The organism is Chryseobacterium turcicum, assembly GCF_021010565.1.
Lineage (GTDB): Bacteria > Bacteroidota > Bacteroidia > Flavobacteriales > Weeksellaceae > Chryseobacterium > Chryseobacterium turcicum.
On record NZ_JAJNAY010000002.1, the window covers coordinates 519,733 to 539,483 of the forward strand.

General features: G+C 33.1%; 17 protein-coding genes. 6 read left to right on the forward strand and 11 right to left on the reverse strand.

The window, feature by feature from the left end:
- Positions 1-64: 64 nt before the first annotated feature.
- Positions 65-1,033: a YihY/virulence factor BrkB family protein gene (locus LO744_RS17160; RefSeq protein ID WP_230671539.1), complete on the forward strand. Its 969-nt coding sequence runs from the start codon at positions 65-67 to the stop codon at positions 1,031-1,033.
- 299 nt (positions 1,034-1,332) lie between these two features.
- Here LO744_RS17160 and argS read toward each other — a convergent pair whose 3' ends face one another.
- The 3 genes from argS to LO744_RS17175 form a co-directional block, all read right to left on the reverse strand.
- Positions 1,333-3,093 (reverse strand): arginine--tRNA ligase, encoded by a 1,761-nt coding sequence (gene argS / locus LO744_RS17165; RefSeq protein ID WP_230671541.1) that lies wholly within the window; start codon positions 3,091-3,093, stop codon positions 1,333-1,335.
- 85 nt (positions 3,094-3,178) lie between these two features.
- Complete coding sequence (locus LO744_RS17170; protein ID WP_230671543.1) at positions 3,179-4,744, reverse strand: SusD/RagB family nutrient-binding outer membrane lipoprotein; 1,566 nt, start codon at positions 4,742-4,744, stop codon at positions 3,179-3,181.
- A 6-nt stretch (positions 4,745-4,750) separates the two neighbouring features.
- Positions 4,751-7,675: a SusC/RagA family TonB-linked outer membrane protein gene (locus LO744_RS17175; RefSeq protein ID WP_230671545.1), complete on the reverse strand. Its 2,925-nt coding sequence runs from the start codon at positions 7,673-7,675 to the stop codon at positions 4,751-4,753.
- 134 nt (positions 7,676-7,809) lie between these two features.
- Here LO744_RS17175 and LO744_RS17180 point away from each other — a divergent pair, with 134 nt between their 5' ends.
- Positions 7,810-8,394, forward strand: coding sequence for a ribonuclease HII (locus LO744_RS17180; protein WP_230671547.1), 585 nt, complete (start codon positions 7,810-7,812; stop codon positions 8,392-8,394).
- A gap of 109 nt (positions 8,395-8,503) precedes the next feature.
- Here LO744_RS17180 and yidC read toward each other — a convergent pair whose 3' ends face one another.
- The 4 genes from yidC to LO744_RS17200 form a co-directional block, all read right to left on the reverse strand.
- Positions 8,504-10,327, reverse strand: coding sequence for a membrane protein insertase YidC (gene yidC, locus LO744_RS17185; RefSeq protein WP_230671549.1), 1,824 nt, complete (start codon positions 10,325-10,327; stop codon positions 8,504-8,506).
- 438 nt (positions 10,328-10,765) lie between these two features.
- Positions 10,766-12,373: a CTP synthase gene (locus tag LO744_RS17190; RefSeq protein WP_230671551.1), complete on the reverse strand. Its 1,608-nt coding sequence runs from the start codon at positions 12,371-12,373 to the stop codon at positions 10,766-10,768.
- Between the two features lie 206 nt (positions 12,374-12,579).
- Positions 12,580-13,146 carry a YceI family protein gene (locus LO744_RS17195; protein WP_230671553.1) on the reverse strand — a complete coding sequence of 189 codons (567 nt, stop codon included), beginning with the start codon at positions 13,144-13,146 and terminating at the stop codon, positions 12,580-12,582.
- A gap of 54 nt (positions 13,147-13,200) precedes the next feature.
- Positions 13,201-13,614, reverse strand: coding sequence for a hypothetical protein (locus LO744_RS17200; protein WP_230671555.1), 414 nt, complete (start codon positions 13,612-13,614; stop codon positions 13,201-13,203).
- 59 nt (positions 13,615-13,673) lie between these two features.
- Here LO744_RS17200 and radA point away from each other — a divergent pair, with 59 nt between their 5' ends.
- From radA to LO744_RS17215, 3 genes are all read left to right on the forward strand, one after another.
- Positions 13,674-15,023 carry a DNA repair protein RadA gene (gene radA / locus LO744_RS17205; RefSeq protein ID WP_230671557.1) on the forward strand — a complete coding sequence of 450 codons (1,350 nt, stop codon included), beginning with the start codon at positions 13,674-13,676 and terminating at the stop codon, positions 15,021-15,023.
- Between the two features lie 382 nt (positions 15,024-15,405).
- Positions 15,406-15,933 carry a hypothetical protein gene (locus LO744_RS17210; protein WP_230671559.1) on the forward strand — a complete coding sequence of 176 codons (528 nt, stop codon included), beginning with the start codon at positions 15,406-15,408 and terminating at the stop codon, positions 15,931-15,933.
- Positions 15,934-16,109: 176 nt separating this feature from the next.
- Complete coding sequence (locus LO744_RS17215) at positions 16,110-16,703, forward strand: acyl carrier protein phosphodiesterase (protein ID WP_230671561.1); 594 nt, start codon at positions 16,110-16,112, stop codon at positions 16,701-16,703.
- Positions 16,704-16,706: 3 nt separating this feature from the next.
- Here LO744_RS17215 and LO744_RS17220 read toward each other — a convergent pair whose 3' ends face one another.
- The 3 genes from LO744_RS17220 to LO744_RS17230 are packed head-to-tail and all read right to left on the reverse strand — an operon-like array spanning position 16,707 to position 17,733.
- Positions 16,707-17,207 (reverse strand): DUF6702 family protein, encoded by a 501-nt coding sequence (locus LO744_RS17220; RefSeq protein WP_230671563.1) that lies wholly within the window; start codon positions 17,205-17,207, stop codon positions 16,707-16,709.
- Positions 17,204-17,443, reverse strand: a complete 240-nt coding sequence (locus LO744_RS17225) for a hypothetical protein (RefSeq protein ID WP_230671566.1) — start codon at positions 17,441-17,443, stop codon at positions 17,204-17,206. The genes LO744_RS17220 and LO744_RS17225 overlap by 4 nt, the downstream gene beginning before the upstream one ends.
- A gap of 41 nt (positions 17,444-17,484) precedes the next feature.
- On the reverse strand, positions 17,485-17,733 hold the full coding sequence (locus LO744_RS17230; protein WP_230671568.1) for a hypothetical protein: 249 nt from the start codon (positions 17,731-17,733) through the stop codon (positions 17,485-17,487).
- Between the two features lie 67 nt (positions 17,734-17,800).
- Here LO744_RS17230 and LO744_RS17235 point away from each other — a divergent pair, with 67 nt between their 5' ends.
- Complete coding sequence (locus LO744_RS17235) at positions 17,801-18,379, forward strand: HupE/UreJ family protein (protein ID WP_230671571.1); 579 nt, start codon at positions 17,801-17,803, stop codon at positions 18,377-18,379.
- On the opposite strand, the gene LO744_RS17240 is transcribed toward LO744_RS17235, so the two are convergent.
- Complete coding sequence (locus LO744_RS17240) at positions 18,359-19,693, reverse strand: MFS transporter (RefSeq protein WP_230671573.1); 1,335 nt, start codon at positions 19,691-19,693, stop codon at positions 18,359-18,361. The genes LO744_RS17235 and LO744_RS17240 overlap by 21 nt on opposite strands.
- Positions 19,694-19,751: the final 58 nt, after the last annotated feature.

Sequence of the window (19,751 nt, forward strand, 5' to 3'; positions counted from 1 at the left end):
TACAAATCAAATTGGCTTTAGCCAAAACGTACTTTCAAATTTTAAACTCTCAAAACACCAAATTATGCTTAAAGAAATCAAATTTTTCTGGGAAACCGTGAAAGCGACCTTTACAGAATGGAATAATTCATCAGCTTCTAACGATTCAGCGAGTCTGGCTTATTATGCGATTTTCTCTATTCCTGGTTTGTTAATCATCATTATTTGGATTGCAGGGTATTTCTTTGGGGAAGAAGCCATTCGCGGGCAAATCAGTACTCAAATCAGCGGATTGATGGGTCAGGATGTTGCCAAAAGCATTCAGGATATGATTGCCGGTGCACTCATTGATAAAGAAAATATTTTCATGAAAATTGTGGGTGTCGGCTCATTGGTTTATGGTTCTACTACTCTATTTTTTCAGTTACAGAAATCTTTGAATAATCTTTGGGATGTAGAAGCTGCCCCTAAAAAAGCTTTAGTAAAATTTCTTTTAGACCGTGCCAATTCATTAGGGATGATTTTGATTTTAGGATTTCTGCTCATGATTACCATGGTTTTATCATCCTTAATTGGACTCTTTAATAATTTTATCACCACCTATTTTGGTCTTGAAACTTATATCATTGTAGAAATTATTAATTTCACGGTAGGATTTTTAGTGATTGTTGTGCTTTTTGCCTTAATGTTTAAAGTACTTCCTGATGTAGAAATCAGCTGGAAATCAGTATGGAAAGGGGCATTATTAACCGCTGTCCTGTTTACTTTAGGTAAATTTTTACTGAGTCTTTATTTTGGACAGTTTAAACCTACCTCAGCATTTGGAACTGCCGGTACCGTTATTTTAATTATGATGTGGATTAATTATTCGTGTATGTTGATTTTCTTCGGTGCCGAATTTACAAAAGTCTACACTTATCGAAAAGGCTATAAAATTGTCCCTTCAAAACACGCAAAATGGAGCAGTGCAAAACTGTATAGAGACAGCCAAAATGAGACTCGTATTTCTAATCAGAAAAATGAAACGCCTAAATTTAGTAATTCAGACGTTTAAATTAACAAAATGAGATGTCTTATTTTAAAAGATAAGACGTCTCAGTTTTTAACTATAAAAGCTTTTAAGATTTTGAACCTTGATAAGGTTAATAAACTTAATGAATGTCCGTTTTAATCATAACATCCGATATCAACAGGCACTTTGTCATTCTGAAAGAATCTCAACATATTAAATATAAAGCATCTTAGATTCCTACGGAAAGACAAATAAGGCGTTAAAAATTAAGTTATTATTAATTGTAAATATTTGTTAAACTTATAAAAAAATCCTCCCGAAAGTCTCAGGAGGATTAGTTTTTACATTCTGTTTACAGTACCTATTCCCAGTAAGCTTAATGATTTTTTTATCGTTTTTGCCGTGAGATCTGATAAATTCAAACGGAATTGTTTTAAATTCTCATCCTCAGTTTTTAATATCGGATTACTTTGATAAAATGAATTATATGATTTAACCAAATCATAAAGATAATTCGCAACCAAAGCCGGACTTAAAACTTCAGCCGCTTTTTCAACAATACCTTTATAATTTGCCAACTGCATTATCAATTCTTTTTCAGACTGATTCAGTTCAATATCATTAATTTCTTTATATTCAAAATTTGCTTTAGCCAATAAAGACTGAATACGTGCAAAAGTGTACTGAATGAAAGGCCCCGTATTTCCATTAAAATCAATACTCTCTTCAGGATTGAAAAGCATTTTTTTCTTAGGATCAACTTTCAACATGAAATACTTCAAGGCTCCGATTCCTACGTTTTCGTAGTTTTCATTCTTTTCCTCTTCAGTAAAGTTTTCTAATTTCCCTAGTTCTTCAGATTTAGATTTAGCAATATCAAACATATCCTGCATCAAATCATCCGCATCTACTACAGTTCCTTCACGGGATTTCATTTTTCCGTTTGGAAGTTCTACCATCCCGTAAGATAAGTGATACAGCTGATTTGCCCATTCATAACCTAATTTTCCTAAGATTTTAAATAAAACCTGGAAGTGATAATCCTGCTCGTTTCCTACCGTATAAATAAGTTTCTGAATATTGTTTTCTTTAAAACGCTCTACCGCTGTACCCAAATCCTGAGTCATATAGACAGAAGTACCGTCTGAACGAAGTAATAATTTCTCATCTAAACCGTCTTCAGTTAAATCGCACCAAACCGAACCGTCTTCTTTCTTGTACAGTACTCCTTTATCCAAACCTTCCTGAATAAGGTCTTTCCCTAAAATGTACGTATTGCTCTCGTATTGAATCTGGTCAAAACTTACCCCAAGTCTGCTGTAAGTTTGATTAAACCCTTCATACACCCACGAGTTCATTTCAGCCCAAAGACTTCTTACTTTTTCGTCTCCATTTTCCCAATCTAAAAGCATTTGCTGAGCTTCTTTCATTAAAGGAGCCTCTTTTTTAGCTTGATCTTCAGAAAGTCCCTGCTCTATCAAAGCAGCAATTTCTTTTTTATACTCTTGGTCAAATTTTACGTAATAATTCCCTACAAACTTATCGCCTTTAATATGATGAGTTGCCGGAGTTTCTCCATTACCAAATTTCTCCCAAGCCAACATCGACTTACAGATATGAATTCCTCTATCGTTGATAATCTGAGCTTTTAATACATCATATCCGGCTTCCTCAAGAATCTGTGCTACAGAAAAACCTAATAAATTATTTCTGATATGCCCTAAGTGAAGTGGTTTGTTGGTATTCGGTGAAGAATACTCTACCATCACAGTTGCATTTTTCTTTTCTATTGTTGAAAAACCTTCAGTAACAGAGGTAAACTGGTCTACAAAAAACTGGTTCTGAACTTTTACATTTAAAAATCCTTTTACCACATTGAAGCTTTCAAGCAATTCGGTTTGAGTCGTTAAAGCTTCACCCAGTTCTACACCAATGCTTTCAGGGTTTTTCTTCAATTGTTTTACCAAAGGAAAAGTAACGATGGTAAAATCTCCCTCAAATTCAGTTTTATTCTCCTGAATTTCAAGGTTGATATCTTTCAACTGATAGACATTAAGAATAACGTCTGCCAATTTTTGTTCTAATATATCTTTAATATTCATTGTTCTAATTTGAAATGCAAATATACGGAAATAAAAAAACCGCACTAAGGCGGTTTTAATATGAATGTTAAAAGAATGTTGAATATTAATTAATGTCCCAAATAAGTTTAGTATTCATTTTATCTCCTCCAATTGCACTGGCTGCAGCTTGATAATTAGTTGTATTTAATGTTTGAACGGAAGTAGGATAAAATAATCTCGTCGGCAAATCTGTTAACCCGGCAATAAGTGATGTAAATGTATATGTAGTTTGACCACCTGTCGTAGCAACGTTCAAATTAGCAGTTTGTCCTGGTAGCAATAATGTATTTGGATAACCTGTTCTTCTATATTCTGCCCATGCTTCGTAAGGTTGCATAAACAATGCAATATATTTTTGTGTCAATACGTTTTGCTGAGAAGCAGGAGGTAAATTGTTAATATATGCGGTAATATCTACTACTGGAACGCCCCATCTTTCCATTGAAGCCCTCACCCCGTTGGTATAATTAGCTTGAGACCAACCATTTGCTTCTGCTAACAAAAACTGAACTTCAGAATATTCCATTAAGATTTCTGTGTAGGCAGGCTTTAAAATATTGGTACTGAAAAAATTAGCAGAGGCAGTTTGACTTGCAGTTAATGAACTAGGAATTCCATAAGGCATGCCATTGTAATCTGCAGGATTTGTCGATTCGGTAACTGCATTGTTTAGAATCATTGTCTGAGTAGCACCAACCGGACTTGCATACTTAAATAATCTTTTGTCTAACCCAAAATTTCCCGTAGTTCCCTTTAATAAATTTATAAATGTTTTGGAAATTGCAAAATCTGATCTTTCACGAAAATCATTAAATAAAGGAGAAGGATTTACCAAATTATTCTCATAAGTTAATCCCACATTATCTGCATTTGAAGTCATTACTCCAGATGCAATAGCTTCATTAATATGAGTTTGAGCACTTGGAATAACTCCCTTTACTCTCGTTGCTACACGTAATCTTAAAGAATTAGCAAACTTTTTAAGCTTTTCTCCCGATCCAAATAATGCATCACCTTGAGTAAAAACAACTTCGTTTGTATCAATCATTTCAGAAGCTTCTTTCAACTCTTTTAAAATATCTGTATATACTTTTTTCTGGCTTGCAAATTTCGGTTGCAAGGTAACATCAATATTGAGAGCCTGAAAATCAGCATCCTGATTACCGAATGAGTAATAGGGAATATCGCCGAAAGAATCTGCCAAAGTAAGGAAAACGTAAGAAAGCATGATTCTTGAAGCTGCAATTTGATTTTCATTTGGACCATAAGTAACCATCTGAACTTTTGTTGCAGGGTTTGTATTCAAATCTATTATTTGCTTATAATCCTGTGCTACACGGTAAGAAAAACTCCATAATGATACTCCGGTAGAAAGCCTGTATTGATAACGGTCTTCTTCAGTATATCCTGTCTGAGCAGAATATTGTACCCAAGGCAATACAATTCTCCCAGATTGCCATTCGTCTCTGGTATTATCCATCAGTTCTTTATTAGCACTGTTGAAAATACCATATGTAAGAGGTTTATCTGTAGAATTGGGGTTAATATCTATTTCATCAAACTTGTCTGAGCAACTATTGGAAATCATTGAAAAAGCTGCGACCGATAATATTATAGCTATTTTTTTCATTTTTAATTAAAATTTAAAGTTAACATTGAATCCAAAAGTTCTTGTTGATGGTAAAGAACCACCTTCCATACCCTGAATATTTCCAGATCCGTAAGAAGTATTTTCAGGATCTATACCCTTATTTGCCAAATTCCATGCAAATACATTTCTTGCAAATGCAGAAATTCTGATTCCTTCAAATACATTTCCTATAAGTGATTTTGGCAACTCATATCCGATTGTTACATCTCTTAACTTTATATAACTTGCATCAAAAACGTTTTGAGCATCTACGGTATTGTAATAAGTACTACCCCAAGTTTGAGCATCAAGAAGAATATCATTTTGGGTACCGTCTTCTTTCACACCAGCAAGTACGATCCCTGCTTCTCTGTTTCCACCAAGAGCAGATTCTTCAAGCATTCCCGAGTACATTCCCCACATATGAGTGGTAGAAAAATATTTCCCACCTTGCTGAATATCAATCAAGAATGATAAGCTTAGTGATTTATATTTTAGGGTGTTTCTGAATCCCATATTATATTCGGGAAGAATTGATCCTAGAGATTTTAAATCTGAAGCTTTATAGAAACCATTTTCATCAACAACTTTATTGCCATTTCCATCATAAACGAAATCGGTTCCTAAAATTGTACCATAAGCCTGTCCGACCTGTGCCACTAATTGTGCTCTAAATGGAGCATTCGTAAGAACATAATTTTGTAAATCACCGTACAAATTAACTAACCTGTTTCTGTTTCTGGCAAAATTCCAGGTAACGTTCCACGAAAAGTTTTCATTTCTTATTGGTACTACATTCACCATTGCTTCAATACCTTTATTGGTCATCTCACCCGCATTAATTCTTTTAAATAAATAACCTGTCGCAGGATCTATAGGTAGTGCAATAATTAAATCTTTAGATTTTGTATCGTAATATGTGAAATCTAAACTCACTCTATTTTTAAATAAGCTAGCTTCAATACCAATTTCTTGAGTAACCTTCAATTCCGGTTTAATATTTGGGTCATTGGATGTATTTGGATTTGAATATTGTGGTGAACCATTAAACGGAAGTCCTATTTCTGTATAAGTCAGCCTGTTGTAAGGATCTGTTCCTAAAGCAATATTAGACCACCCCGCTCTAATTTTACCAAAAGATAACCAATCAGCATTTAATACTTTTGAAAATACAAAACTACCCGTTACTGATGGATAAAACTGATCATCGTTCAACATTGAAAACCAGTCATTTCTTCCTGTTCCCTCTACGAACAACATATCTTTATATCCTAAAGAGACCGATCCAAAAACACTTTTGACAGATGAATGAGAATCATAATTTGTTGCCAAAGAATTCTCTATTCCATTATTTAAATTATAAAGACCCGGAATAATTAATCCACCTACAGTTGTACCACGAAGCCAACTCATTTTATTATCTCTAATATTAAATCCAGCAAAAGCATTTAAGCTGAAATCACCAAAATTATTATTGTAGTGTGCTCTACCTTCATAATTGAACTCAGAAACATTTCTTTTTTCAAGTGTATAATTTGAAATTGCTTGAGATCCAACTGCAACCCTTGAGCTGATATTTTGTGAGTACAAATCTGCATATACTTTACCCGTAATATAAAAATGCTTATCTATGTTGTACGTCAAACCTGCATTACCGAAAAATCGATTTCTGCTATCAGCAGAAGTATTTTCGAAAATTGTCCAATAAGGGTTATCCGAATATTTAGGAGCGGCATTATCCCAAGAAGTTCTATTCCAGGTTCTTTGGCTTCCGTCTGCTAATTTATAATCCATTAATTTTACAAAATCTAAATTTCGCTGTCCGAATTGATAAAATTTTTGAGCTACTGAATTATCTCCATATCCAACCTCAGGTCTATTAAAACCTTCAGTATGTACATAATTTAATACAGCATCTGCTTTCAATTTTTCAGAAAGTTTAGAATTTAAATTGATGCTGAAATTATCTTTTTTAATTTTTGATGTGGGAACAATACCATTGATATTAGTATTTGTATAAGATAAACGCACATTGGTATCACCAAAAGATTTTGCAACCGATAAATTATTGGTATAGGCGACACCTGTTTTAAAGAAAGAATCTACATCGTTTTTCGGTGCAATAAATGGAACGGGCTTTAAGTAATCAGCGGAAAATTCAGGATCAAACGCATACCAAGGAAGATACATAAGATTGGGATCATATTTTGGTCCCCAAGAAGCATCTGTCTGATATTCCTGAATATTATACGTTGTTCCATTAATTGATTGAGTAGGAAGAGTAAACTGAGATCCACCTCCATATTGATTTTGTAATTTTGGTCTGATATAGATTTCTTCAAACGCAACACCTGTATTGAACTGAACATCAGTTTTACCTTTTTTAGCTGATTTTGTTGTGTATAAAATAGCTCCATTTCCTGCTCTAGATCCATAAAGTGCCGCTGCAGGACCACCCTTTAATACAGTTACACTTTCAATATCATCAGGATTAATGTCAAAGGAAGCGTCTCCATAATCTCTACCACCTGCTCCTCTCTGTGTATCTACATCGTTTACGTTTGAATTATCCAAAGGAACACCATCAACAATAATTAATGGTCTGTTTTCTCCAGTAATAGAGCTGATTCCACGCATTGTAATTCTAGTAGAACCTCCCATCGTACTGGGAGCAGTAACTTGAACTCCGGCAACATTTCCTGATAAGGCACTTACCGCATTCGTTTGTCCTGCATCAGAAATTACATCACCTTTGATTTCTTGAGAAGCATATCCTAAAGCTTTTTTTTCTCTCTTAATTCCTAGTGCAGTAACAACTACACCTTCGATTTCTTGTGTTTTTAGGGAATCTCCCGGCTTTATTTGCGCTTGTGCAACCACAAAAGACGAGGAAAGTACTAAAATTAGCACCCCTGCGGTTAATTTCTTCATATTAATATTAATTTTGCGTTAACAAAGTTGTAAAAACTTCTCTTATAAAACTGTTAAAATTTCAAAAAATTATTATTTTTAACATAATAATCAAGCTTTTAATGCATTTTTACAACTCTCAAATGTTAATATTTATGGATTTACTAAAAAAATGGTCAAAAGATTATATCGAAGCAGGTTGCGATGAGGTAGGAAGAGGTTGTTTGTGCGGGCCGGTAGTTGCAGCAGCAGTAATTTTAGATGAAAATTTTGAGCAAAACCTCATCAATGATTCAAAGAAATTGAGCTTTAAAACCCGAATGGATTTGGATAGTTATATTAAAGATAATGTGAAAAGTTTTGCCATTGCTGAGCTTCCGCCCTCTTTTATAGATGAGCACAATATACTGAATGCCAGCATTCATGCCATGCACAATGCTTTAGATAAACTTGCTATAAGACCTGAATTTATATTGGTAGATGGAAATAAATTTCATCCTTATAATTTTATTCCGCATCAATGCGTAATTAAAGGAGATTCTAAATTTTTGTCAATTGCAGCGGCTTCTATTTTAGCCAAGAATTATAGAGATAAATTGATGATTGAGCTTCATGAAGAACACCCCGAGTATGGATGGAATACCAACTTTGGTTATGCCACAAAAAAGCACCAGGAAGCCCTGATAAAGCATGGTATAACGAAACATCACCGTTTGTCTTTCCGATTAAAATATGACTAAAATATTTCACTAGTGAATTATCATTAAAGAAATAAGTCAAATCTTAATTTAAATTATTTCTAAATAAAAAAGAGAAGCAATAAATTGCTTCTCTTTTTGTTATAATAAGTTATTTTTTCTTGCCTTTCGTTTGCTCTTGCGTTTTCTGAGCATCCTGAGCCTTTTCCATCATTTCTCTCATTCGCTTTTGGAACTTTCCTTCAGCTTTAGGCTTTTCTTTGTTGGCCTGAATTTGAGCATGAATTTTCTTTTCATCCAGAATCACATACTTAATAACAAGAATAATCAAGATATTAATCGCATTCGATACAAAATAATACCAAGATAAACCTGAAGCAGAAGTGTTAAGGAAGAATAAGAATGTAATCGGGAAGATATACATAATCACTTTCATATTTGGCATTCCCTCCTGTTGTGGCTGCTGCATATTTCCTGAAGTCATTACTGTATAGATTAAAATCACAATGGTACATGCAATCGCAAAAACACTTAAGTGATCTCCTAAGAAAGGAACATTAAATGGTAATTTAATTAAATCATCATATGCTGTAAGATCTTTTGCAAACCAGAACCCTTGTCCTCTTAAGTCGATAAAGTTCGGAAAGAATCTAAATAATGCATAGAAAATAGGAATCTGTACCAATGCCGGAAGACATCCCGCCATTTGATTTACGCCTGCCTTTCTGTAGATTTCCATCGTAGCCTGTTGCTTTTTCATAGGATCTGCATCCTTGAATTTTGCATTAGCTTCATCAATCTCCGGACGAATTACCTTCATCATGGCACTCAATTTATGCTGCTTATACATAATTGGTGATAAAATCAACTTCACAATAATGGTCATTAGGAAAATTACCCAACCTGCAGATATTCCCCAGCTCGCAATAATACTGTATAACCACATGAAGAAATAACGGTTCATTGCACCAATGAAAGACCAACCTAAAGGTAAAATTTCGTCAAAATTTTTGTCGTAAGATTTTAATAAAGGCAAATCTAATGGCATGAAATACCATGTAAAATCTTGATTCAACTCACTTCCCTGCATCTGAACAAAACCTTCAAAATTAAGCTTCTTCAAATACTCACCTTCTTCAATACCTTCTTGATTTCCTTTACTGTGGGTAAACCCGTTTTTAGCTTCAATTACTGATGAGAAAAACTGCTGTTTTACACCGATCCAATTAAGGGTTTCTTTTTCCTCATTCATCTCTGTTCTGCCATCATAATCATAATCTTTATAATTATTAAATGCATACGCAAATTCTGAATGGGTTTGCTCCTGAGCTCTACCTTTTTCAAGGTTTCTCACTCGGTAATCCCAAATAAAATCTGCTTTATTATCAGAAGTTACATTCGCTAGACCTTGAGTTCTTACTTTAAAATCTAAAGTATATTGATCTTTAAGCTCTGCTTTAGGATTATTATTAATCGTATAAATAAACTGAATGGTTGCACCGTTGTAATTTGCCGTTAACGTAACAGAATTACCATTAACAACCGGAGAAAACACCAAATCTTTGGTATTAACCGTTTTTCCTGTTTTATCTTTAAACTGAAAACCGTAGCTCGAATTATTCTTAGTAATCAAATTAAGCGGAAGATCTGCCTTATCGGTTTTGCGATCATATGCTTTGTACTTTAAGAGTTCAACTTTTGAAACCTGACCTCCCAAACTTGAAAACTCAAGGCTTAACTCGTTGTTTGCCAAATTGGAAACCTGAATTGCATTCGGGGTTACATTGGGATTGATATCGGCTGCCGGAGTTGGTTTTACGGGATTTTTTGCTTGTTCTGTTTTCTGCTGCTCAGCTTTCAGCTTTTCTTCTTCCTGTTGATTATTCTGAAAATAAAACATGAATCCGAAAAGGACCAAACATAAAACCGCAAAACTAATAATCTGACTTTTATCGAGTCCTTTGTTCTCTTGCATTTTATTTTTATTAAAATTTTTTAAATATTTATTTTATAACATTTCAAATAATTTCAAGTTTAAATTATTTGAAACATTAAGAAAAATAAGTTTTAAAGATTAATTAAGAAATATCTAAAGATATTTTAAGCATATTGCTTAAAATTCGCTTGCGAAACCTTAACAATTCTTTTATTCTTAAATGCCTTAATGTTTTAAAAACTAAAACATATTTACATTGATAGCATTGCTATATTTTAGAGTCGACAAAAATACTGTTTTTTTATCAAAACTCTACAGTATAATGTGTTACTATATAATAAACTCAGACTGATTATTCTCAGTCTGAGTTTATATATAACGTTTATAATTTGATAATTACTTTAGATTCAAACCTTATCGGTTTAAAAAACCTGTAAGTCATCACCATCCAAAAGGTTTTATCAATTAATTTTCTTATTAATTTTTCTCACAAGCCTTAATAAAAGCTTTGAATAAAGGATGCGGAGTTGCCACCGTACTCTTGTATTCTGGGTGATATTGTACTCCCACGTAGAAAGGATGATCTGTCATTTCAAGGGCTTCCACCAATCCTGTTTCAGGGTTTGTCCCGGTAGCTAAGAAACCATTTTTTTCGAATTCTTGAAGATAATCACTGTTGAATTCATAACGGTGACGGTGTCTTTCAGAAATATTTTTAGCTCCGTAAATTTCATATAGCTTAGAAGCATTTTTCAATGAACATTTCCAAGCACCAAGACGCATGGTACCTCCTTTATCTACAACATTTTTCTGCTCTTCCATGATAGAGATTACAGGATCTGGTGTAGACGTATCAAATTCCATTGAGTTTGCTTTTGAGTGCCCAAGAACATTTCTGGCAAATTCAATCGTCATAATCTGCATTCCTAAACAAATCCCTAACATCGGAACTTTATTTTCTCTTGCGTATTGAGCCGTAAGAACTTTACCTTCAATTCCTCTGTCACCAAAACCTGGGGCAACAAGAATCCCATCAACACCTTGTAAAGTTTCTTTAATATTTTCTGCAGTAATCTCTCCACTGTATACCCATCTTACTTTCACTTCAGTCTCAAGACTTGCCCCTGCATGTTTGAAAGCTTCAGCAATAGAAATATAAGAATCTTGTAGAGAAATATATTTTCCTACTAATGCAATTTCTACCGTTCTTTTAGGATTTTTGAATTTTTTAAGGAAAGTTTTCCAATCTTTAAGGTCAGCTTCTTTGTCATTTTTAAGATCTAATTCTTTTAGAACTACATCATCAAAATTCTGCTTTTGAAGGTACATCGGAACTTCATAGATAGTTTCCAAATCTTTACATTCAATTACATTATCCAAAGAAACGTTACAGAATTGAGCTAATTTTGCTCTCTGATCTTTTGGAATATTGTGCTCTGTTCTACATACTAAAACATCTGCCATAATTCCGCTTTCCATCAATTGACGAACAGAATGTTGAGAAGGTTTAGTTTTCAATTCCCCACTTGAAGCCAAATATGGCAACAAAGTAAGGTGAATTACCATAGAATTATTCTCTCCCAATTCCCATTTCAACTGACGTACAGTTTCAATGTATGGTAAAGACTCAATATCTCCTACAGTTCCACCGATCTCAGTAATGATGATATCGTAGTTCTGCTTAGATAGCATTTTAATTCTACGTTTAATTTCGTTGGTAATATGAGGGATTACCTGCACTGTTTTTCCAAGGAAATCTCCTTTTCTTTCTTTATCAATTACAGTTTGGTAGATTTTCCCAGTGGTAACGTTGTTGTTTTGAGAAGTAGGAGCATCAAGATAACGCTCATAGTGCCCTAAATCCAAATCCGTCTCTGCGCCATCTTCGGTCACATAGCATTCTCCGTGTTCATAAGGGTTTAATGTTCCTGGGTCGATGTTAATATAAGGATCCAGTTTTTGAATGGTTACATTAAAGCCGCGTGATTTTAGTAGAAGTCCCAGAGAAGCAGAAACGATTCCCTTTCCCAAAGATGAAGTTACACCTCCTGTCACAAAGATGTACTTTGTATTCTTTTTACTCATTAGATTAGGTTTGTGCAAAGTTAGGGGAAAAAGAAAAGCAAAGCAATTTTGTTTACCTTTTAAATTTTAAAATATTGATTTCCTTCATCAAAAACACTATTCCAGGCGGTAAAAACTAGCCTTAAAGTTTCTATTAAAAATAAAAAGGTTTCTCAAAAATCATTTTGAGAAACCTTTCACTTAAACCAAATTATATATAAAAATTATTATTTCACTAATTCTAAAAACAGACTTACTTCAACATCTTTCGCAACTCCTGCTCCTGTTGGATCATATTTAATATTATAATCTAAACGATTAATGGTAAACTTTGCTTGCAAACCTGCAACTTCTTTACCTTGTTGGTTTTTTGCAATACCACCAAAAGTTACCGGGATACTAACTTCCTTCGTTACCCCTTTAATCGTTAATTTACCTTTTAAAATGTAATTATTCCCTTTTTCTTTTGTAAAAGACCCACTTTCAAAACGCATATCTGGAAATTTTTCAGCGTCGAAGAAATCTGCGCTTTTCAAATGCTTGTCTCTCATCTCTACTCCTGTATTGATAGATTCTGTCATTACCTGAAAATTAAAGTGGCCATTATCTAAATTTTCACCAGACGAATGTACCTCACCATTAAATTTATCAAATCGCCCTTGCACAAAACTAATTCCCATGTGTTTAATATTAAAATTAATTGATGAATGTGCTGGGTCAACCGTCCAAGCAGTTTGAGCAAAAGTAAACATGCTTACCAAAGCAAAAGCAAAGCTTAATAGTATTTTTTTCATTTTTTAAAATTTATAATAACAAAGGTAACCACAGTTTCAATATAAATCATTGACCTATGGTAATTTCTTATTTTTTGAAAGAATTATTTTTGAATATAGCAAATGAACTGGGAACATCAGCAGAAATATGATTATTGAGTTACTGTACATCATTACCATCAAAAGATTTTCATTTTTGGAATCTGATAAATATAAAAACGGATTATTTCCTGAGAATATCAAGAAAACCCAATAAATAGCTTCAAATAAAACAGCGATTTTTAATATTGAATCATAGTTTTTTCTAAAAATAATCACTGTTACCAAACCTATTGCAGTAATAATTGAGCAAAAAATAAGAAGAGCTATTGAATACATTCCAAAATCTCCACCGGGCAATTTTAGATATTTTATAGTCCATTCTGTAAATTGAACATGCAATAGCGACATCACAACAAAAATCACTAAACTCAAAAAAATATTTTTCATAACCGAAAATTAAGTAAAATTGGAAAGAAAATTTCAAAAAAAATCTTCAACTTCGCAGTATGGCAAAACTCAAAACAGCATACGTCTGTCAAAACTGTGGTTCACAATACCCACAATGGACTGGTCAATGTAAAAATTGTCTAGAATGGAACACTTTGGTAGAAGAAGTGGTAGAAAAAACCTCATCAAAAACACCACCTTTTTCAAAATCAAAGCAAAGCGTTATCAATATCATTGAAGTTGAAGCCATTGAAGAGCCAAGAATAAAAACACCTTCCGATGAGCTGAATCGTGTTTTAGGAGGCGGAATTGTTTTAGGATCTGTTACGTTAATCGGTGGCGAACCAGGAATAGGGAAGTCTACTCTACTTCTTCAGCTTGCCTTAAAAATGAAGAAGAAAATTTTCTATGTTTCTGGGGAAGAAAGTGCGTCTCAAATTAAAATGAGAGCCGACCGTTTAGCAGATATCAAAAATCCTAATTGTTTTCTGTATACCGAAACTTCTTTAGAAAAAATTCTTCATGAGGCTAAAAAACTAGAACCCGATTTCATTATTATCGATTCTATTCAAACTTTACAGTCGCAATTAATTGAAAGTTCGCCCGGAACCGTTTCCCAAATCAGAGAATGCTCCAATGAGATTATTAAATATGCCAAAGAAAATAATGTTCCCGTATTTCTGGTAGGTCACATCACAAAAGATGGGCAAATTGCAGGACCAAAAGTCTTGGAACACATGGTGGATGTCGTTTTGAATTTCGATGGCGACAGAAATCACCTTTTCAGATTATTGAGAGCCAACAAAAACCGTTTCGGTTCTACCGCAGAAATTGGGATTTATGAAATGGTTTCTCAAGGTTTAAAAGAAATAAAAAATCCTTCCGAAATTTTAATTACCAAAAAATTTGAAGAGCTTTCAGGAAATTCTGTCGCGGTAACTTTAGAAGGAAACCGACCTATGCTTTTGGAAATCCAGGCTTTGGTAAGTACTGCAGTCTACGGAACACCACAAAGAAGCTGTACTGGTTTTGATTCTAAAAGACTCAATATGTTGTTGGCTGTTTTAGAAAAAAGAGCGGGTTTTCAGTTGGGTTCAAAAGACGTTTTCCTAAATATAACTGGCGGAATAAAAACCGACGATCCGGCTTTAGATTTAGCTGTTGTTGCTTCGATTCTTTCATCAAATGAAGACATTGCCATTTCTGAACACTTTTGTTTTGCAGGAGAAATTGGTTTGAGTGGTGAGATTCGTCCTATTGCACAGGCCGAACAAAGAATTACGGAGGCCGAAAAACTAGGTTATGAGACGATTTTCATTTCTAATTTAAACAAACTTCCCAAGAAAAAATTTGGAATCAAGATTGAAGAAGTGAGCAAGGTTGAGGATTTTCATGAGCGTTTGTTTTAATGTTAAATAAATCTTAAAATCCTACTGGTTTATATATATATTTGCTATACAATAAAACCAAATATGAAAATCTTAACTACATGTTTATTGCTGTGTTTTGCTACAATTTTATTTGCTCAAACAAAAATTTCCCAAAACCAAATCAGCGAAAACAACCTGAACGATCAGTAGAAAATAAGTAAAAATATTGCTTCTACTTATATTTCTACAAAATCAATATCTAGATTAAAAACGATGAAATTTATATTTTTAAAGTCATCAATGTTTTAGGTCAGATTAAAAGCATTAATCTGAGAGATTTACCTTCCGGAGAATATTTCCTGAGCGTTTATACTGAAAAAAATTCTTTGATGGGAAGTAAAAAATTTATTATAAAATAACTATGAAAAAATACATTCTAATCGTTTTGTTATTTGTTAATTCACAGCTCATTCTTGCACAAAAACTATCCTTTGAAGATTTAACAAACACTTTTGAATTATCTTATGATGAACTGGTCGTTAATTTAAAAACTAAAGGCTACGAGCTTTTCAGAAAAAAAGTTTCATCGAACGGAGATGGAATTTATTATACATTTAGACTTACAAATAGGTTAAATGGTGCACCGAGTAGTCTATTATTTTTTAACACTTATAAACCTAGTAAACGAGATACTTTTTATAATTATCAACTTCAATATACCACAACAAGTTTGGAGGATTTTAAACAGTTTGAAACTTTTCTGATAGATAAAAAATATAAAAAATCAGATGACAAAAAATACATTACTTATTCAAATGGAGATTACAGTGTAGATTTTGAAACAATAAAGATTACAAGTACATTAAATTCTTATAGAATCTCTATTACAAATTATACCATTGGGATGGTTCTGTTGGAAATACTTGCCGAAAAAACGATTACTCAGTAAATAGTTCCTAAACAAATAATTTCATCATTGCTTAGGATGATCTGAAGTAATTAAATCTCACAAAGAATAGGTCAACCTCCTTCTGAAAGTTTTAAATATCACAAGATTAAAAAAGATGTTTGGGTAGAAACCTTACATAATGACGAAACTTTATTTAAAAATTTCTATATTCGTTTATGAACTTTCTCGCCCACTCTTTTCTCACTTTCAATGACGGACAAATTGTCGGGCAGTTTCTCGAAGATTTTATCCGAAACAAAGACCGTTACTCATTTCCGAAAGACATTCAGGATGGAATTACTTTGCATCGTTCGATTGATACGTTTACCGATTCTCATCCCGCTATTCATGAGGCAAAAAAAGTTTTCAGTCCACTTGTGAGGCTTTATGCAGGAGCTTTTGTAGATGTTTCGATGGATTATTTTCTCGCAAACGATTTTAGCTTAAATTCTTTGAAAGGCTGGAAAGAGCATTCTCTGAAAGTTTATAGAGTTTTGAATGAACATGAAAGATTTCTTTCTGAAAATTTCAAAAAAATGCTTGCAAAAATGGAACACGACGATTGGTTATTCAATTACCGGGAAGATTGGGGCATTAAATTCAGCATTCAGAATGTTTTGAATAAAGCGAAGTATTTAGATAAAGACATTCCTGTTTTTCAGGCTTTTTTAGACAATAAAGAAGTTTTACAGAAATGCTATGATGATTTTTTTCCGGATCTTTTAGCCCATGTAAAAGCAGAAAATGCACGGCTACAACTTCAAAAATAGAATTTAAAACTGTTGAAATAAATATCGATTCGGATATGTCAGTTTCTCGCTTTTACGATTTCCATTAACAATAACATGAACCAAATTGATTTGGTCATCAAATAAATTATACAGAAAACTCACCGCCGCTTCTACTTTTTTTGGATTTTCTACCTTTTCAGATTCCAGATACACATTCACCGATTCGCTATCTTCCTCATAACCAACGTAATTTATTTTTAAAAACTGATTATCTGTTTTCAGTTTAAAATATTCGGCACTGTAATTTTTCAAAGCTTCATTAATCTGAGTTTTATATTTCACATCATTAAAATGAAAAGGTTTGCCATATTTCTTGCTCAAGCCATTTTCCAAATCGTCTAAGAAAAACCTTCCGGTAATCTCAAAAGTTTTTGATTTTGAATTGTAATTGATTTCTACCGACCCCACATGATAAGGATGCTTTTTCTCTGTAAAAGAAAAAAGAATAAACAGAATTGAGAAAAATAAAAGTGCTTTTTTCATTTTAATAAATCAAGAATTTTTTGTGGATTTTGTCGCATATCGAAGAAAAGAAGAACTCTTATTTGGGTTTCACTTTCTTTTCGGAAATACATTCTTACATGTTTTTTTCCGATTAATGCAGAACGTATGTCTTTTGAATATTTTTGATAAAGTTTGAATTTACCATTCTTTAGATTACCAGAAACCTTTCTTATTTCTTCAAGAAAAATCACCACTTCTCGATTAGTCCATTTCATTTCAAGGAAAGCTATTTGTTCCTTTAATGTTTGTTTCGCTATTATTGAGAATTCAATCTGCATTTTTCTTCATCCACATATTTAAAAAACTCTTCTTCAGAAATCAGATCTTTGTCTTCAAGACGATCTGCATAATCCGCCAGTTTATCTATAAACCATTTGGGCGTTCCATCTTCATAAAACTCCTCATCTTCCCTTAAAGACACCGACTTCACCCCTTTTATTTTCTCTAAAAGTTGCTTGATAAAAACAAAATCTTCGGCATTTTCTAATTCTATATTCACAATCATGATCTCGAATTTTATACAAAGTTAAAATAAATTTTGTATCATCGCATTTCAAAAAAAATATCGGAAAATGCAGGACTTTTTATTCTATTTAAAACTCGGTTGGGAACACATCATTTCATTAGACGCTCTTGATCACCAACTTTTTGTTTTGGCTCTAATTGCTGTTTACAGCTTCAAAGACTGGAAAAAAATTCTGATTTTGGTCACTGCATTTACGATTGGGCATTCTATCACGTTGGCTTTAAGCATTCTTGATGTGGTAAGACTTCCTTCAGATTGGGTTGAATTTTTGATTCCGCTGACCATTGTTTTGACGGCTGCCGGAAATATTGCAATGAAAAATAAAAAACAATCTCAAAATACAACCAATTATTATTTAGCCCTCTTTTTCGGATTAATTCATGGGCTAGGATTCGCCAATACTGCACGAGTGATGATTGCCAAAAGTCAGAGCATTGCCGCTCCCCTTTTAGGTTTTAATATTGGTTTGGAAGCTGGGCAAATCGTGATTGTTTTTGCGATTTTAATATTGCTTTTTATTCTTTTAAATATATTCAAAATCAACAAAAAAGACTGGATTTTGTTTGTATCATCAGGAGTTTTCGCTTTAGCTTTAAAAATGACTTTAGAGAGACTTCCCTTTTAATCTAACATCTGAAATTAAAAATATACTTATCGTAATCAATAATAAAGCAATCATGACACAGGTTGCCAATAAATATCCATTATCAAGATTAAAATAAATCTGTCCTACAAAACTAACTCCGAATCCTATAGAAATTTGCTGTATCGTCAAATAAACTCCGGTCGCAAGCGAGGTAATTGAAACTGGTAGCTTCCTCATTGCATTGGTAAACATAGACGGCAAAACGATGCCACATCCGATTCCGTAGAAAAATAACACAATAGAGATAATGGGTAAATTAATGATTGAGGTATTGATGGCGTAAATATGCGCTACAAGCCCTAAAATCATTATTCCTAAACCAAAAATTATAAATCTTTCTTGATATTTATTTAAAAACCTCACCGATAGCAGAGATGCCAAAACATAACCAATTCCCTGACACGCAAACAACATTCCTGTTTTTGTAGAGCTTAAATGATGGTGTTCTTCAAAAAAATTGGCATTGATGAAAAAATAAGAATCCTGAACCAAATAATAAGTAATTGCAGCTAAAAGGGCAATTCTAAAACTTGGATATAAAAAAGGCCTCATATTAATTAAAACTTCTTTTCCTTTTTCAAATTTATTTTTTTGACTTAAAATAAAAAGAACTAAGCCTAAAAAAGAAAAAACTAATAACAAGATATTTTTTGCATTCCAGCCTTCTTCGCCTCCAATTACAATTTCATACATCAAAATAACCAAGAGAATAATCAATATCATTTGTGGCAGAATCTGCACTGATTCTTTTTCATTAATTTCGACTTCTTTCAAATATTTATTCGCCAAAATAATAACCAAAAGCGCAATCGGAATATTGATAAAGAAAACAAGTCGCCAAGCATCAAAACTAAAATGGAGATCTGGAATTAAACCTCCTAAAACCTGACCTATAACCGAAGCGATACCTGCAATAGCACCATAAATACCCAAAGCTTTCACCCTTTCTTCTTCAATTGTAAAAACATTAGATATTAATGCAACGCCTTGCGGAACCATAAAAGCTGCCGAAATCCCCTGAAAAAGACGGCTTATATTAAGCATTGTCCCAGATGTAGAAATTCCGCAAAAAAATGAAAACACCATAAAACTGAACATTGAAATGATAAAGATTTTCTTATGTCCATATTTACTCCCTATTTTACTTCCTGTAATCAGAAAAGCACCGTAGCCGATAATATAAAAGACAATAATAAACTGGGTTTCGGCGGTACTTGCATCTATAGAATTTTTAATAGATGGTATTGCAATATTGACAATAAAAAGATCTAAAACACATAAAAAAATTGACATTGAAATGACAATCAAACTCAGCCATTTGTTAAACTCTTGAAAACTTCTCATTTTTATT